Source organism: Paenibacillus sp. PAMC 26794, from assembly GCF_000316035.1.
GTDB lineage: Bacteria > Bacillota > Bacilli > Paenibacillales > Paenibacillaceae > Paenibacillus.
The window spans coordinates 180,153-199,876 of sequence record NZ_ANHX01000002.1; the positions used below are offsets into that span (position 1 = coordinate 180,153).

The 19,724-nt window shown below is 46.4% G+C and carries 2 protein-coding genes; both read left to right on the forward strand.

The window, feature by feature from the left end; translation table 11 throughout:
* Positions 1–5: 5 nt before the first annotated feature.
* Complete coding sequence (locus D829_RS30155) at positions 6–11,948, forward strand: non-ribosomal peptide synthetase (protein ID WP_017686944.1); 11,943 nt, start codon at positions 6–8, stop codon at positions 11,946–11,948.
* Between the two features lie 28 nt (positions 11,949–11,976).
* The gene (locus tag D829_RS32265) at positions 11,977–19,722 is read left to right on the forward strand and encodes an SDR family NAD(P)-dependent oxidoreductase (protein WP_017686945.1); all 7,746 of its coding nucleotides are present in this window, start codon (positions 11,977–11,979) and stop codon (positions 19,720–19,722) included.
* Positions 19,723–19,724: the final 2 nt, after the last annotated feature.

Below are 19,724 nucleotides of genomic sequence, written 5' to 3' on the forward strand. Positions count from 1 at the left end.
GAAGCGTGGAGAAAATTCTGAAGCTCCTGGTAGAGAGTGTCAAGGACCAGAAGATGAACAAAACAACGGCGGCTCAGATCGTGAAAATGCTAAAAGAAGGGGAAAAGAAACCCGTCAAGGATATCGCCATCATCGGTATTTCAGCCAAGTTGCCCAATATGGAAACACTGGATGACTACTGGGATAATATCCAGAGTGGTGTAGATTGCATACGTCCCATTCCCAAGACACGAAAATCGGATATGGATGCTATTCTCTCTTATATGGATATTCCTGAGGGAGATATTCAATATTACGAAGCGGCGTACCTGGACAATATTGACCAATTCGACCATGAATTCTTTCGTTTGCCTCCCAAAGAAGCCAGTTTAACGGATGTTAATCAGCGTTTGTTTATGGAGACGGCATGGGATGCCATGGAGGATGCAGGATACGGTAACGATAAATTATCGGGCACCAACACAGGTGTCTATGTGGGCTTTTCCAACAATATCAAAGATATGTATATGCGATATATTACCGAAACGATGCAGACAAGTGCACTGTCCATCGTTGGCAATTTGGCTTCCATATTATCCAATCGAATCTCGTATCTTCTGAATCTGAAGGGACCCAGTATTGTTGTTGATACAGCGTGTTCCTCTTCGCTCGTAGCTGTCGCCATGGCATGTCAGGCTATCCGCAACAAGGAATGTGATATGGCAATTGCGGGCGGTGTGAAACTTCATCTCATGACACGCGAGAATCAGAATGAGAAAATCGGGATGGAATCTCCAGACTACCGGACCAAAACATTTGATGATTCTGCAAATGGGGCGGGAATGGGCGAAGGAGTCACTGCTTTATTGCTGAAACCACTAGACGCTGCAATGCGTGATGGTGATCAGATCTATGCGGTAATTAAAGGTTTGGCCGTCAATCAGGATGGAAGTTCTGGCGGATTGACTGTACCGAACCCGTCCACTCAGGCAGAGTTAATTGTAAAAGCGTGGGAGGACGGTAACATTGATCCCGAAACGATCTCGTACTTCGAACCGCATGGTACGGGGACGGAATTGGGGGATCCCATTGAGATTAAGGGAATTCAGAACGCGTTTAAGAAATATACTTCCAAGAAACAATTTTGTGCGATCGGTTCGGTTAAAACCAATATCGGTCATCTGTACGAAGCAGCTGGAACTGCTGGCTTAATTAAAGCAATTCTGGCGCTGAAAAATAAAAAACTCCCTCCAACCTTGAACTTTGAAAAGCCAAATAGAGCCATTGACTTCAGTGGATCGCCCGTTTACGTGAATACTACACTGCGAGATTGGACCACGGATGGCACAACTCCAAGACGGTGCGGTATCAGCTCTTTTGGCATTGGGGGAACCAACTGTCATCTTGTGCTTGAGGAAGCACCTGATCGGGCAATTGCAGAGCATAAAACGCACACTTCTGTAACAGATCCATCCATTCTGACATTGTCCGCCAAGTCTGAGGAATCGCTGCGTCAGATGATCAGTAAGTATATCTATTTTCTTGAAAAAAATGAACTGCCAACATTACAAGATATATGTTATACCGCCAACACGGGAAGAGGGAAATTTCCATATCGGGTAGCAATCATAATGAACAGCAACATCGATTTGCATCAGAAACTTACCCAGCTGGAGCGTTCAAAGCAGCTATTTGGTACTTCACATGGTTCGCACATCTATACCGGTTTTCACAAGCTGGTTCAAGATGAGGAGGCAGCGGATCAGGAATTCAGAATGTCGCTCTCATCCAGGCATGAGATGAGCGTATCGCTGGGACAAGCTCTTGGAGAATTCATGAACAGTGGGCGGCAAGACGTCAATGCGTTACATCAGGCTGCTTCATTCTATGTCTCTGGGGGCGATGCTGACTGGGAAGCGCTTTATGCGAATCAGAGCGTATTCAAGGTCAGTTTGCCATCCTACGCATTTCAGACGCACAGATGTTGGATCGACATTCCAAAACGTAACAGAAGATCGGAAAAGGTACAGGCAGAGGGCATTTTTTATCAAGCTGTATGGCAACGATACACGCCCGTATCTCGAGATTCTGTCGTCTCAAAAATGAAAGGCACCGTACTTCTCTTCCGCGGAAACGATCAAGTCAGTGCTGCCCTGACGGTCCGATTAGAGCGTGAGCCCGAAGCACGAGTCATTCAGGTAGCCTGGGGGGATCGTTACGAGAAGTATGATGATTCGCACTATGTGATTCGTGGCGATGAAAGTGACTACATTCAGTTATTGGATGATATTAAGGGTCAGGGGCTAACCCGTATTATTCACGGGTTTACTCTGGCAGAGAATGATTCAGATGATTATTTACAAAGCGAGGAACAATTGAAGTTAAGCCAGGACCGTGGAATTCAGAGTGCATTCTACTTGACCCGTGCGATTCTACATCATCATATGACAGAGGGACTTCAGCTTCAATTCATATCCTCTCTAGCGAATGCAGTTACGGGTTATGAAAATCAGGTAAGACCGGAGAATGCAACGCTTAACGGATTCGCGAAAGTCATTGAACAGGAGTATCCGGAAATATCCTGCCGATTCATTGATGTGGACTCAGATACCGATGCGGATACGATCTATGCAGAATTGAATAGCTCCCATGACCGTTTCCAAGTGGCGTATCGACATAATCAGTCATACGTAGAAGAATTGGATATTTCCAATATTCTGGAAGCCAGTCATGAGGAAGTGACTATTCGTGAGAACGGTTTATATCTTATTGCTGGTGGAACAGGCGGAATTGGCTTGCAATTCGCGAAGCATCTGGCTGATGAACGCTGCATTCGTCTGGCACTAATCAGTCGTACGGCGATGCCTGATCGCACTGTGTGGGACAAGCTTATTCAAGAAGAAGATCCAAAGATAATATCCATAGAAATGATTGAACGATTGAAAACCATTATGGAGCTTGAAGCCGGAGGATCAAGTGTTGAATTAATCAGTGCAGACATCTCCGATCTGGAGCAGATGACTCAGGTTGTGCAGAGGTTGAGAACAAAATATGGGCAAATCTATGGGGTAATTAATAGCGCTGGTGTTGCCAATGATGGCTTGATTATCCGTAAGGAAGAGACTACATTCCAAGAGGTTCTGCGACCGAAGGTTCAGGGAACCTGGGTTCTGAATCAAGTAACAGCGCAGGAACCACTGGATTTCTTCGTTATGTTTTCTTCTGGCATATCCATGTTAGGAGAACCGGGGCAGAGCGATTATGTTGCTGCAAACTGTTTTCTGGATAGCTTTGCGTCTTACCGTGCAAATGGATCGGGCCGAACGCTAACCATTAACTGGCCTGCCTGGAAGGAAACCGGGATGGCTGCCAGATTTGGTCTGAATGTGGATACAGCATTCAAGACGTTAGCGACTCATCAAGCAATCAGTGCTTTTGACATGGTATTGAGCCGTCGTATACGCCGAGTGTTGATCGGTGAGCCCAATTATGCGAGTGAACTCCTTCCGTTGCTAGAATCGTCAAGGGTTATCCAATTTTCGGAAGCCATGACAGCTCGAATACAGCAGGAACGTAATCATTTGAATTATCATAACAACCAGCTGACGAGAACTGAATATGAACAGAAGGTTAAATTGCACGGACGAGATAACGGTATATATACAACTACGGAGAAGGAACTTGCCCAACTGGTGGGACATGTTCTCGGGTTTACCGGGTTAGATGTATACGATAACTTGTTTGAACTCGGCGTTGATTCAATATCAATGATGCGCATTATTACTGAAATACGGGTACGCTACCATGTTCACCTAAACTACCACACGTTCTTTGAAGGTATGAATCTGGCGAAGCTTGCAATTCATCTGATTGGTGCACTTAAGGAAACCGGAGCGATATCCGAGTATCCCCAGCAAGAGCCGGAACCGGCGACCTTGTATGAGGACTTCCCTTTGACAGAAGTACAGATGGCTTATCTGTTAGGTCGAGACGAGCGGTTTGAGATGGGGGGAACATCCACTCACTATTATCTGGAATTGGAAACCAAATTGAACATGACGCATTTCCAGACTGCATTGCAAAAAGTGATTCAGCGCCATCCAATGCTGCGAGCGGTCATATTGCCGGAGGGCATACAACGAATATTGCCACAGGTACCAGACTATCAACTGGAAATCGTTGATGTGTGCCATCTGAATGAGCAGGAAAAGTGGAAACACATTGAGGTGGAACGGGATCGAATGTCCCATCATGTGTTTGAGCCGAGCCAATGGCCGTTGTTTGAATTCAAAGCTTTTAAAATAGATGATACACGGCATTACCTGTTATTCGGTTATGATCTGCTGATCTGTGATAGTGCGAGTATCCAGATCCTTGGAGAGGACCTGGTGCATTATTGCCGTGAGCCGGAAAAGGAACTTCCTGTACTCAAGTTTTCGTTCAAGGATTATATGATGGCATACGGAGAACTGAAAAAGGGTGAGATGTACGCACGTGACAAGAAGTACTGGATGGATCAGTTGGACACATTTCCTTCCGCTCCAGCACTTCCGCTGAAGCAGGAGCCCAGACATATCAAGAAACCGCAATTTTCACGGCTAAGCTGGATATTGGAACAAGATCCGTGGGAGCAATTAAAGCATAAGGCGCAGCAAAAAAATGTAACACCTTCCGCGCTTCTGTGTACTGCCTTTGCTCGAGTTTTGGCCCGTTGGAGCAATCAGGATCGACTTGCCATCAATCTGGCGGCGTTCAACCGCTTTCCATTTCATGAAGAAACCAATCAAATTATCGGTGATTTTACATCCATCATGTTGCTCGAAATTAACGAACAAAAAAACAAGCCTTTTTGGGAACAAGCAAGAGAAGTGCAGAGTGGCATGCTCAATATGTTGGAACATCGACATTATGACGGCGTGGAGTTCATTCGAGAACTGGCCCGTCATCGAGAAGCGGGTACTTCCGCCATTATGCCGATTGTATATACCAGCACATTATTTGTGGATGCCATCGGAAGCTGGCAGCATATCGGAGATCTGAAAATGGGTATCAGTCAGACTTCTCAAGTCTACCTTGATAATCAGGTAATGGAGACTGGCGGGAGACTGACCATTAACTGGGACTATATTCAGGATCTTTTTCATTACGATACACTTTCCGCCATGTTCGATGATTATACAGCGATAATTACTCATCTGTGTGAGCAAGAGAATATCGAGTTTTTACCAGAATTGCCCGAACAGGATAAGGCCATCTGGAATGCATTTAATGCAACAGCACAATCATTTCCTATATCTACACTGCATGGGTCTTTTATAGAGCAGGCGACCAAGACTCCTTATCAGACAGCATTGATTTACGGTAATCAGCAATTGACTTATCAACAGCTGGATGAACGTTCCAATCAGCTCGCTCATTACTTGACGCAACAAGGAATAACACGGGGAGACCGGGTGGGGTTGTTAGCCAAACGTGGTATGGAGACAATTGTGAATACCATCGGCATTCTCAAAGCAGGAGCGGTATACGTGCCTGTTGATCCCGATTATCCTGAAGATCGTCAGCAATACATCTTACAAAATAGTAACTGCAAAATGCTGCTATTACCCGAACTTTATACGTTTGAGGGACTGGCTGAGTTGCCGGTGGAGCCACTGGAAAATAACGGAGCACCTGACGATCTTGCCTACATTATTTATACGTCTGGCAGCACGGGAACTCCAAAAGGGGTAGCTACTGCCCATGGCCCGGCAATGAATACCATTCGGGATATCAATATGAAGTTTGAAGTGACGGATCAAGATCGGATGCTTGGTATCTCTTCAATGTGCTTTGATCTGTCAGTCTATGATATTTTCGGTGTACTTGCGACGGGTGCAGCACTTGTGATCATTGCTGACCAGCGTGATATTCATGACATGTACGACGCGATACAACAGCATAAAGTAACCATCTGGAATTCAGTTCCAGCCATTATGCAACTGATGGCAGATTACGTAACCGATCAAACCAATGAACAATTAAGACTCATCCTGCTCAGTGGGGACTGGATACCAAAGAAATTGCCAGAGCAAGTACATGGGCGTTTTCCTTCGGCACAGGTTATCAGCTTGGGAGGTGCGACAGAGGCATCCATTTGGTCTATCTATTATCCCATTGATACTGTCAAGTCTGATTGGAAGAGCATTCCTTATGGAAGACCACTTGCGAATCAGACATTCTATACGCTTGACTACACGGGTTGCCTGAGTCCAGTCGATGTCATTGGTGAGCTCTGTATCGGTGGAGCAGGATTGGCTCAAGGATACTTTAATGATCCAGTGAGGACCGACAATGCATTTTTTAATCATCCGGAATTGGGACGCTTATACCGCACAGGTGATTTTGGAGTCTTGCGAAGAGGAGGGTACATTGAATTCCTTGGCAGACGGGATTCCCAAGTGAAAATCAGGGGTTATCGGGTTGAACTTGGAGAAATTGAAAGCCGACTATCTACAGTTCCTAGCGTGAAGCAGGCTGTCGTTATAGATAAAGTGGACATGCAAGGAACAAAGGTACTGGTAGCCTATTACTCAGCGGAGCGCAGCTATGACGAATTGGAGATGAAGCGTCTTTTGGCAAAAGCACTTCCGGATTACATGGTTCCTCAGCATTTAATCCAGTTGCCTGAATTTCCACTTACACCCAATGGAAAGATTGATCGGAAAGCGTTACCGGAACCAACCTTTGGACAACAGTCCAGTGCACTTGCAGGAACGGAAAGCCCAACGGAGCAAAAGCTAATTGAACTCTGTGAATCGGTATTTGGTATGAATGGAATAGGAACTCACGACAGCTTCTTCCAAATGGGGATCAATTCAATTCTAATGGTGCAGCTGGTGAATCGGATTGGGCAGGAATTCAATCAACGTCTCAGCTTCAAGGAATTTATGGCCCTGAGAGATATTTATGAACTGGCGGCTCTGCTGGAGAGCTCTGTGGAAAATGAAGAGTCAGTGGGAACAATTCATTATCCGCAGCATGATCCATGCCCTGATCCTGAAGGCCGACCATTCCCGCTGACTGAGGTACAGATGGCTTATGTCGCAGGAAGAAGTCAGGCTTTTGAAATGGGAGGCACTTCGACACACGGGTACCTTGAATTCGAAACTCAATTGGAGATGAAGCGCTTCAATGAAGCACTAATCAAGCTGATTGAACATCATCCTATGCTGCGGGCAATTATCCTGCCTACCGGAGAGCAACGAATCCTGCCACATGTACCGGTATACCGGATGGATATTGAAGATATCAGCGGTTTGAGTCCTGACGAGATGGAACGGGTGATCATAGCCGAAAGAGAACGCATGTCTCATCATATTTTTGAATTGGAGCAATGGCCATTATTTGAGATACGTGCGAAAAAAATATCTAAGGATACACACCTGCTGTTGTTTGGATATGATCTGCTCATTGCTGATGGGGCAAGCATCCAGATCTTCAATAATGATCTACTGAAATTCTATCATCATCCCGAGATTGAGCCGGAGCCTAATCCATTTACATTCCGCGATTATATTCTTGCTTACAATGAATTCCGTAAATCGAATACGTACCTGGCTGACAAACAATACTGGCGTGCCCGAGTAGAGGATTTCCCAGCAGCACCTGCACTCCCATTGAAGACAGATCCTGCACAGATCAGCGAGCCAAAATTCAAGCGACTTAATGAAGTGTTTGAACCACAGCGTTGGGAGATATTGAAAAAAATTGCTAATGGACACGGGCTAACACCTTCAGCGCTTCTCTGTGCAGCCTATGCCCAGATCTTATCGTACTGGAGCAATCAACAGAAGATTGCACTGAATCTGACAGTCTTCAATCGTTATCCATTCCACCCAAGCATACAGGATATCATTGGGGACTTTACTTCCATGATTTTAATTGATGTGGATATGACTTCAGGGAATGATTTTATGGGTCATGTGCGCCATGTTCAGAACAGTATACTGGAGGCGCTGGAGCACAGGCATTATGAAGGCATCGAATTCATACGTGATCTCTCCAAGCATCATCAAATGGGGAACAAGACCGTAATGCCAATTGTCTTCACAAGTATGATCTTTAATGAACGTGAGACATCTGAAGCAACCCAGGGACTGATTGGAAAGGTTCGAACTGGGGTCAGCCAAACATCGCAGGTATATCTGGATCATCAGGCTTCGGATGCGGGAGGGCAGCTAACGCTAACCTGGGATTACGTGGATGACTTGTTTGACCAACAGGTGGTCGAAACGATGTTTGCGCAATATATTGCACTGCTGGATGGCCTAATTGCGGGAGAAACGATTACGGGGCCTGACATTCCTTCAGTCGATCGCAGCATTTTGGAAAGGTATAACCAATCAGAAGAAAATATCATGCCAACAACATTGCAACATTTGTTTGATCGTATGGCCAAACATTATCCAGATCAGGATGCATTGTTGTTTGAGGATGAGCGGATGACGTATTCGGAGCTGGACCGAAGATCCGGTCAACTGGCAGGATATTTACTTGAACAGGAGATCGGGCGAGGGGATCGAGTTGGCGTTGTAGCAAGGCGCCGCATGGAGACCATTGTAAATGTAATGGCTATACTTCGTTCTGGTGCGGCATATGTACCACTTGATCCGGATTATCCAGAAGATCGGCAAGCTTACATGCTTAAGAATAGTGATTGCCGAATTGTATTGGACGTGGATGCCTATGATCAGGTCTCGGCTTCAGGTTATCCTCTACTCGAAGGTGAGCCATCTGGAACACCTGCTGACATTGCATATGTAATCTATACCTCGGGAAGTACGGGTAGACCGAAGGGTGTGGCCATTACTCATGGGGCTGTAACGAATACGATTCAGGATATGAACAGAAAGTTCGGTGTTCATGAGAAGGATCGCATGCTTGGCGTATCTTCCATGTGTTTCGATTTATCCGTATATGACGTGTTCGGTGCACTTTCCTCGGGTGCAGCTCTCGTAATTGTATCCGACCAAAGAGATATCCGAATGATGAAAGAGGCCGTTGATCGCCATCAGGTTACAATCTGGAATTCGGTTCCAGCGATTATGGATATGTTCATGGATCGACTGGAATCCGATGCTGGACGAAGCTACCGTTGGGCAAGTGATGAAGAGATTCAGGCGTCAACCCAACTGGCTGTGGAGAAAGAGTCAGTAGAATCGGTGTACCACTGGTCATTCTCCACGCTGTGGCGAATGGATGGAAAGCATATCTACGTGGATGAGTTCAAATGCCCTGAATATGCAACAGGTATGTTCCCTGAACTGTATTTCTTGGCACAAAAGGGGATTCGGCAATCCGAGATTGCTTCTTTCTTCCCGAATGTACCTGCTAGTGAAGTGAATTCGCTCATGGAACTGCTCATTCGCAAACGTGCTTTGGTCAGCGGACTTATGGAGCCAACGGAAATTTTCAAGAAGCAGACGCAGTTATTCCGCAATCCGTATGACGAAAAGGTGGCATACGATGCACAGGCATATGAGGCATTCAAAAAAATACAGTTGCATCGTAATTTCGGTGAGAACACCACACTTGAGGTCTCACTGGAGCGTGGTGTTGAATATCCTGATTTCATCTCCAAGCGACGTTCTCATCGTTCCTTTAAGGAGGACCAGCCTGTCACCATGAAACAGTTCTCTGATCTGATGGGAGTACTGGGTCAGTATGATCAAGGACAGGAAATTCGGTATTACTATCCTTCTGCGGGAGGACTATACCCGATAGATGTGTTTGTGTATGTGAAGGAAGGAAGAGTTGCGGGAATGGAGGCGGGCTTGTACTACTTTAGTCCAGTGGATCACACGGTACGCCTTATTCATGGGAACCAGTCATTCTCAGATGAAATGCACTATTACACGAACAGGTCCATTTATCAGTCTTCAGCGTTTACTGTTTTCTTCATTTACAACGCGGAAGCAACCATGCCGAAATATGGTGCGCAAGGTTATTTATACTCCCTTATTGATACCGGAATTATGGTATCCACACTAAACAGTGTTGGAGAGATGCTGGGCATTGGGATGTGTTCGATCGGAGATATGCCTTTTGATAAAGTAAAACCGTTATTCAATTTAAATGAAAATCAGATCTGGCTTCACACGGTGGAAGCAGGATTGAAGCCAGACGATGAAATGGCTTCTACGGAAGAATGGAGCAGCAGAAATTATATCAGACAAAGTCCAAGCGTATCGGTATCCTATGACGAAAATCCAATGGTTGTTGACCGTTCCCTATTATCGGAACGTTCCGTAGCAGTCCTGGGTGCACAGACCGCTCCGCTGGCTAAGTTAAATGTCCAAAGTTCTGATATAGAAAGAGCAGTAAACATCACAAACGAGGGTAACCATCAAAGCAGTCTTCGTCTTATACTGCTCAGCGGCGACTGGATACCTCTATCGTTACCGGGCAAAGTCAGAAATCTGTGTCCTGATGCAAGCATTGTGAGTCTCGGTGGTGCAACAGAGGCTAGTATTTGGTCCATTTATTACCCTATTAATTCAATATCTGATGCGTGGAACAGTATCCCTTACGGGTATCCGTTGGCGAATCAAACATTCCATGTGCTCGATTATAAACTGCGTCGATGTCCGGTTGATGTTCCAGGTGAGATGTTCATCGGCGGAGTGGGTCTTGCAAATCAATATGTGAATGACTTGGATAAAACGGAGAAAGCATTCATTCAGCATCCGCTCCTTGGTCGATTATATAGAACGGGAGACCATGGCGTCATGCGCAAAGAGGGATACATTGAATTTTTGGGCAGAAAGGACAACCAGATCAAAATCAGGGGGCATCGCGTGGAACTTGGTGAAATTGAAGCCATATTCATTCAGCACCACGCCTTGAAGCGTGTGTATGTAATGGACAGGCAGAACGAGCAAAAGAAAAAATATCTGTGTGCCTATTATGTCTCTGATCAAGAAGTTTCCATTGCTGAATTGCGAGAGTTTCTGATATCCAGATTGCCGGAGTACATGGTGCCTGCTTTCTTTATCCGGTTGGAAGCCATCCCTCTAACAGCGAATGGAAAGATCAATCGTAATGCACTACCTGAACCAACAGCTCTACACACGGCTCAGATCCAGTACAAGGCTCCCGCCAATGATATTGAGAAACAATTGGTACAGATATGGAGCGAAGTACTTGGCAATGCTCACATTGGTGTGAATCAGCATTTCTTTGAGATCGGCGGCGATTCTGTTCTGATGATCAAAGCACATGCCAGACTTGATGACCAATATCCGGGAATTGTGAAAATAACCGACATGTTTAATTTGCCAACTATTTCGGATATTACCGCATTTATCGAGAATCAGTTGGACGAGATGGATGTAATCCATGTATCACGATCCCGCATTCCCTTGTCCATGGATTATTTCGTGGAAGAAGATTCAACATCGAACGAAACAGAAGAGTTGCAGTTTGCCTTATCAGCAGAACTCTATGATCGTGTGGTGAATGCTGCCAGCAGGTGGGACGTAGAGGTGGATGATATTTTATTTGCGGGCTTTGCGTACCTTCTCGCACAGACATCCAACAGTGATCGGATGAGTATGCATGCAGCCATTGGGCAGTCCGACTATATTCAAGTATTTGATCTGGACTTCGGCTCGTTGGAACAATTTAATGAATTATTCCAGCTTATCCATCAATCCAAGGATCAAGATGGCATGGAGACATTCCACACCAAGCATGTTAGTACCCTCTTGCAGGAGCCCGGTACAGGAACATTACCTTTGTTCTATAACGCTGGTGCAGTTGCTTCGGGAGTGCCGGTGTCTGAACTGTACGACTTAACGTTACAAGTGGTTCATCAGGAGGAAAGCCTACACTTTGTATGTGGATTCCGTTCAATGAAATGGCGGAAGAGCAAGGTCGAGTCACTCTTGCAACTCTACTTTAAACTACTGAACCCGATACTCGAATGATCTCAAGCCGACTGTAAAGGAGAGCAAAATGAGAAAAGGATTAATGGGAAGTATTAAACTGGATGATCTCCTGGAATCCGGGGCAGAATCGGTCGATATCGAAAGTGTTTCGACTAAGGACATTGCCATTATTGGAATGTCCGGCAGATTCCCTGGTGCAGAGGAACTCGAGGCATATTGGAGCAATCTGGTTAACGGTGTGGACAGTATCAGCGATTTTCCTGCAGAACGACAATCTTTCACAGATTATTATATGAAGACACGGGGAGAGTCGGTCGCGTATACCAAAGCAGGGTTTTTGAATCATATTGACCGATTCGATTATCGTTTCTTCAACCTGTCTCCTCGTGAAGCTTCTCTCATGGACCCCAATCAGCGGTTGTTTCTTGAAACGGCCTGGCACGCCATTGAGAATTCGGGATATGGAGGCGGGAAACTTAAAGGAAGCAACACAGGTGTGTACGTTGGGTTTCGTAACGATGAAGTATATGACTACAAAAGATTAATCACTGACTTGGAACCTCAGGCAGATCCCAGCGCAGTTCCAGGTAATCTGGCCTCCATTCTGGCTAGCCGGATTTCTTACTTGCTGGATCTGAAGGGGCCGAGCCTTTGTCTTGATACAGCATGTTCATCTTCTCTCGTAGCCATCCATCTCGCGTCCCAGGCCATTCGAAACGGGGATTGTGATCTGGCTGTCGCTGGTGGCGTAAAGATACGTTTGTTTCCCCTGGATGAAGGGAACAAGCTTGGTGTGGAAGCGCCAGATGGCAAAGTGAAGGCGTTCGATGCAGATTCGGATGGGACGGTCTGGGGTGAAGGCGCTGCCGCTATTATACTCAAACCTTTGAACAAAGCACTCAGGGATCGAGACCATATTTACGCAGTAATTAAAGGAAGTGCTGTGAATCAGGATGGAACTTCCGTAGGCATCACAGCGCCGAATACCGCTTCACAGACAGATTTGCTGGTGAAAGCATGGAAAAATGCGGGGATTAACCCGGAGACGCTAAATTACATTGAAACGCATGGCACAGGGACAGATATGGGAGATCCCATTGAGTTTGAGGCCATTCGAAGAGCGTTCCAAAAGTTTACGAATAAGAAACAATTCTGTGCTATCGGTTCAGTGAAGACAAATGTGGGCCACTTGGATTGTGTAGCTGGCATGGCTTCGCTTTTCAAGGTCATTATGGGAATGCGTGAAGGCATGATGCCACCCACACTTCATTTTCAGCGTCAAAACTCAAAAATCAACTTTGAAGATTCACCAGTCTATCTCAACACACGCCCTAGAATATGGCATGCCGAAGGAGCTCCACGCAGATGTGGTGTCAGCGCGTTTGGTCTAAGTGGAACCAATAGTCATATTGTAGTTGAAGAGCCGCCACGTTATCACAGGGCAGATACCGCAGTGACCCCAGATATGCAAATTTTAACGATCTCTGCCAAAAGTGCTGCCAGCTTAACAAAGCTGGTGCAAGCCTATCAGGACTTGCTCGTTTCAGATCCTGAACTTTCGCTGGCAGATCTATCATTCTCAGCTAATACCGGAAGAGGGCACTATACTCAAAGGCTTGCGATCACTTACAGTGATCGCAAGGATTTGGAAAGAAAATTGAAGCTTGTATCAGACGCAAATTTTGGTCCTGATCTTGAGATAAACGGAGTACGCACAGGCATGCATCGGATTATAACAGCGGGTGCAGGGGAGTCCACGCGAAGTACGGGAGAGATAACGGAGCAGGAGGTCAAGCTACTTGGCCAGAAGGCACAGGGGTGGATTTCGGAAGCGCATCTTCACCCGAGGACCGTACTGTTGGAGGCCATTTGTGATTTGTATGTTCAGGGAGCCGATGTGAGTTGGGAAGATCTATACAGAGAAAAGTCTGTGCGCAGGATTCCACTTCCGTCATACCAGTTTGAACCGAACATATGCTGGCTGGACTGGAAATCGGACATGGATCAACGTCAGACAGATGACATGTATCGGAGCATGTATAGAACACGCTGGATCGCGGATTCTTTGGAACCGCCCAAACCCGATGAGGCGCAGCAGCCAATTGATGATGGGATCGTCCTGATATTGCGAAAAGATAAGGACCTTGAAGGCGAAAGGCTCGAAACCACCTTGCGTAATCTGGGACGAAAGCTGGTATCCGTGACATTTGACGGAGATGTTGCCGTTATGGAAGGACTCTCAGGTCTAGTGCAACTTTCTTCAGAAGATGTTTATGATCACCTGCTTGGTGCACTGCCTTTCAATGATGTAACCCGGATTATTCATCTACTGAGTTCAACGCCCAGAAAGCAGGTGCATAATCTGGCGGATCTTTCTCAGGCGGAAATAGAGGGTCCTCTGAGTCTGTTCAGACTGGTCAAATCCCTTGTGCAGCGAGCAGTGTCTGGCCCTGTAGACATATCAATTGCTACGACAACTGCTTATCAAGTGACTGGGGACGAAGTGGAACTGTATCCTGAGCACGCTGCCTTGATCGGCTGGGCTAAGGTTATAGGAAAGGAATATCCGCATATCCGTTGTCAGTGCATTGACAGAGATGAACATAGTTCACTTGAATCTATTCCGGAGTTGGTTGGTGGCATAGGCATCTCCAACGAGAATTTTGCCTATCGGAATGGGATTCGTTATGTTGAACAGCTGGATGAATGGAACACAGAGACTCAGGAAAATAGGGACTGGCAACTAGTTGAAGATGGAGTATACATCATAACGGGTGGAGCAGGGGGGATAGGTTCAGAGATTGGGAGATGGATGGCTGGTCAGGCAAAGGTACGAATTGTCCTACTGGGACGGACTGAATTACCCAACAGAGAGCAATGGCCAATGCTTCGTAAGAATGGGAAAGACCAACCTGCTGTTCAGCAGATTATTCGTGAAATAGATGCCATGGAAAGTCTCGGAGCAATGGTAACTTATTTTAGCGTAGATGTATCTGATGAAATGCGTCTTACCCATACGTTGGATGATATCAGAAGAACGTTTGGTTCTATACGTGGAATTGTGCATTGTGCAGGAACGGGCAGTGATCTGTCTACCGATCAGAAGAGTGAAGATGACGTCAAGCGCACGTTGGCTCCCAAGATCAGGGGGACATGGCTGCTTGATCAACTTACCCGACAAGATCAGCCTAATTTTATGCTGCTATGTTCTTCTGTCGCTACAACGTTCAGCACGTTGACTATGGGAGATTACGTTGCAGCCAATGCCTACTTGGATACGTTCGCTGCACAACGAACCAAGCAGGGACTTCACACACTCGCCATTAACTGGGTGACCTGGAGAGAGAGGGGAATGGCAGCACGTTCGGGTTTTACGGCGGATACTATATTTAAGGCCATTTTGCCTGAACAGGCGATCCATACTCTCGCAGACGTTGTTACTCAAAAAGTAGACCGCGTTATTATAGGGGAATTAAACATAGATGGTGGGGGCATTCCTTTACTCGAACGTTCAGGGATTCGGGTTGCTCCACATTTGCTCGAACGATTGAAGAGATTGAAGTCTACGATCAGGTCTATAGCAGATATGGCTTCTACCCGATCACTTTCACAACATGGCACGGGACAGGTGATCCTCACGGGAAAAGAAAAAGAGGATTACACCGAAGCAGAACGACGTGTCGCTGATGTTTGCAGACAGGTATTGGGTTTCGAGGAAATTAACATCCATGAAAATTTCTTTGAACTGGGAGCCGATTCCCTCTTGTTAAAAACGATGCATGCCAGATTGGAACTGCTTGATCCAGGTTCACTTATGATTACGGATTTGTTTGAGCACGCAACAGTTTATAAACTGGCCCGTTTTCTGGTAGATAAACGCCAGGGAAGCAACAACATGACACATCATGCAACGATGAAAGGAACGGAACAGGACATAGCCATTATTGGCATTTCCGTCAAACTGCCTAACGCCAACAACACTGATGAATTCTGGGACAATATTCGTAACGGGTTGGATTGCAGGACCGCATTGTCTGCAGAACGAAAGGATGCCATTGATCGCTATATTCGATATAAACAGTTTCCTGAGGGCAGCGTTGCTCTTGTGGAAGGGTCGTATATTGATGAGATTGATAAGTTCGATAGTACCTTTTTCCGTTTGTCTCCCAAGGAAGCAAGCCTGATGGACCCGCATCAGCGTCTCTTCCTGCAGGCATGCTGGGAAGCAGTTGAAGATGCCGGTTGTGTAGATGACATTAGTGGAAGTTATACCGGGGTATTTGTTGGATACTCGCCGAATATTCGCGATATGTATTCACGACTCATTTATGAAACCAATCCAACTCTGCTATCCAGCGCTATGGTGGGCAACACAGCAGCAGTTACCTCTGGAAGAGTATCTTATATGCTGGACTTGAAGGGGCCATCGATGGTCGTAGACACAGCCTGTTCATCTTCCCTCGTTGCTGTAGATGCAGCATGTCAATCGATTCGTAGCGGCAAATGTGAAATGGCTATAGCTGGTGGGATTAAAATCCATACCATGCCAATTCATCACACGAATACACGTATGGGAATAGGCATGGAATCCATGGATGGAATCACGCGTGCATTTGATGAGGAATCGGAAGGAACCGGATTTGGCGAAGGCATTGGTGTAATCATGCTCAAACCACTCGAAAAAGCTAAACAGGATGGCGACCAAATCTATGCGGTCATTAAGGGATCAGCATCCAATCAGGATGGCAGTTCTGCCGGGATGACAGCACCAAATCCTGCAGCTCAGGAAGACGTGATTCGCAAGGCATGGGATGATGCTGGCATTGATCCTGCGACCATTGGTTATGTGGAAGCCCACGGGACGGGTACACCTTTAGGGGACCCGATTGAAGTAAACAGTTTGACGAATGCATTCCGTATGTTCACCGACAAACGAAATTTCTGTGCGATTGGATCTGTCAAAGCCAATATGGGTCATCTGCTTGAGGCAGCGGGAATCGTCGGGTTGATCAAAGTAGCGTTGGCACTTAAAAACAAGGAATTGCCTGCAACGATTCACTTTAATCGACCCAATGAAAATATCCCGTTTTACGATTCTGCCATATACGTCAACACCGTTACTCGTAAGTGGGAGGTTGAAGGCCATCCGCGGCGAGCTGGCGTCAGTGCGTTTGGCATGAGCGGAACCAATGCCCATATTGTGCTGGAAGAGCCACCGGCAGACTATACCCATAAAGAACTGCCTGACCATGTTCCTCACGGTGGGCCACAGTTTTTCATGCTTTCGGCCAAATCACGTGAGAGCTTGCAGCAACTTGTTACGAGGTACGTTGCATATGGTCCGCAATTATTACAAATGGATCTGCAGGATATTTGTTACACGGTCCAGGCAGGGCGCAGTCATTATCCGCATCGATTAATTTTTGCAGTGAATACGACAATGGAACTTGTTTCCCGTTTGAATGAATTGAACCGGCTCTACTTTTGGGAGTCTGAACTGGGCGATATCGGCAAGGTTTTCTATCGTTATGGAGAACACCGATTGGTATCAGGTACGGATGGGATTAGACGTCCGGATGATCTTACTCTGGTTCAGAAGGAAAGTTTGAACGCTGAAATTCAAGAAGTGGCATTAGCGTGGAGGGACGGCCTGTACAGGGACGAATCCATGCAGGTCAAAATTAGTGAGTTGTATTCGGCGGGCGCAGATTTGCCACCATTATTATGGAATGATGGACAGACACCTCGTAAAGTGCGGCTCCCGCTGTATGCTTTCGAGCGTAAGACACACTGGCTGGACATACCCGACGTCGCCCCGGTAAAAGTGGAACGTATGGAACAACCATTTCATCTTATTCGTTGGGTTAACACGCCATCCAACGATGGGACATCATGGATGTCCTCCGAATCTGGAGATGTATTATTGTTCACAGGAAAAACCGCTCTTTCGGCATCGATCTATGAGAGATTACTAGCTGCGGGTCGGAAGGTTGTAAGAGTAGAGATTGGACTTCAAAAGGATTCTACTCCAGGCGATGGATGGTATGGCGTTGATTCAAATAAACAGGCGTACGAGGACTTATTAACAGATCTTCAATCCGAGTATCAATTCACACATATTATCCATATGTCAACGACTGAACAAACAGTATTTCCCGAGAGTATCGAGCAATTAGAGGTGACCCAGCAACGTGGGGCTCGCAGCCTGATGTATCTTACACAGGCACTGGCACATGTGGGTTATGAGCGCGGACTGAGCCTTACGCTGATATCTGATTATGTGAACGAAGTGACAGGCAATGAACGTGTCCTTCAGCCACAACAAGCTCCTTTTATGGGAATGGGACGGGTTGTAGGTCAGGAATTGATGGGCATATCCTGCAAGTTTCTGGACGTGGATGATGTTGTCTCTGCTGAAGATGTGCTACAGGAGATCGGCCGAAAGTCTGATTTGTATCTTGTTGCTTACCGGGAAGGTACTCGTTATGAGGAGCAGTTCGAGACTTTGGACGATACGACGGTGATCGGGCATTCGCCAGCAATTCAAAATGACGGTGTATACGTGATTACTGGCGGCACGAAAGGCATTGGACTGGAAGTTGCCCAGTACTTGGCTGACAAGGGAGCAGGACATGTTGCTTTGCTTGCCCGTTCACCTTTTCCGCCGCGTGACCAGTGGACTGAATGGCTTGATCAGAACAGAGACAGGGAAGTGTGCGAGACGTTAAACCGGGTGATGGAGCTGGAGAAGAAGGGCACGTCATGTTCATTTTATCAAGTGGATATCGGTCATCCGGATAGGCTATGTGAGGTGTTTAATGAACTTCGACATACCTGCGGTCCCATTCGTGGCGTAGTCCACAGTGCCGGTGTACCTGGTGAAGGAATGCTGATGCGCAAGACGGAGGAACAGTTCTCAGCGGTGTTTGGTCCCAAAGTCCAAGGAACATGGGCGCTTGATCAAGTCACGCTTGAGGATAATCTTGACTTCTTCCTGCTCTTCTCCACGATCTCTTCGGTGTTTGCTGCTCCAGGCCAGGGTGACTATGCTGCTGCCAATGCATACCTGGATGCGTTTGCTGCATATCGAAGCAAGCTCGGAAAACGAACACTAACTATGAATTGGAACACATGGCGAGATACGGGGATGGGCGTTCGTTACGGCATCAATGTGGATGGCGTATTCTCCGCCATTCCTACGGACCAGGGCATTGCATGGCTGGATCGTGCGATGGGAATGACCTTGAATCGGGTAATCGTCGGCGAGATCAATCGTGAAAGCAAATTGCTTGGCATGATGTCAAGTGTTGCTGTGAGACTATCTGATGACCTGAGGTCCCTGGCTACTGGTACGAAGTCTGTTTTTACTGAAGCTCAGAACCAGACCGGTTATGCAGAAGTTACTCTGGATGGCAGGACAGGAGAAGGAGCATATAGCGATGCTGAGGATATGATTGCCAAAATCTTCGGTTCGGTACTAGGGTTCAGTGAAATCAATATTTATGACAGTTTCTTCGAATTAGGGGGAGATTCGATCATGTTGGGCCAAATGCATGAGTTATTGGATCGGCATTTCCCCAATAAGATCAAACTGGTAGATCTGTTCGAATATACAACCGTAGACAAACTCAGCAATTACATTGCAGGCAATGAGCAACATATCCTGCAAGCTGCACCGATAACATCCGCATCAGAAGAGCAGGACGGAGATTGGAATGACTCATTAAGCCATATGCTGGACAAGTTGCAGGACGGGGAAGTATCTGTCGAAGACATTCTTCATCGTTTGGATGAAATACGGCCAGGGGAGTGAGC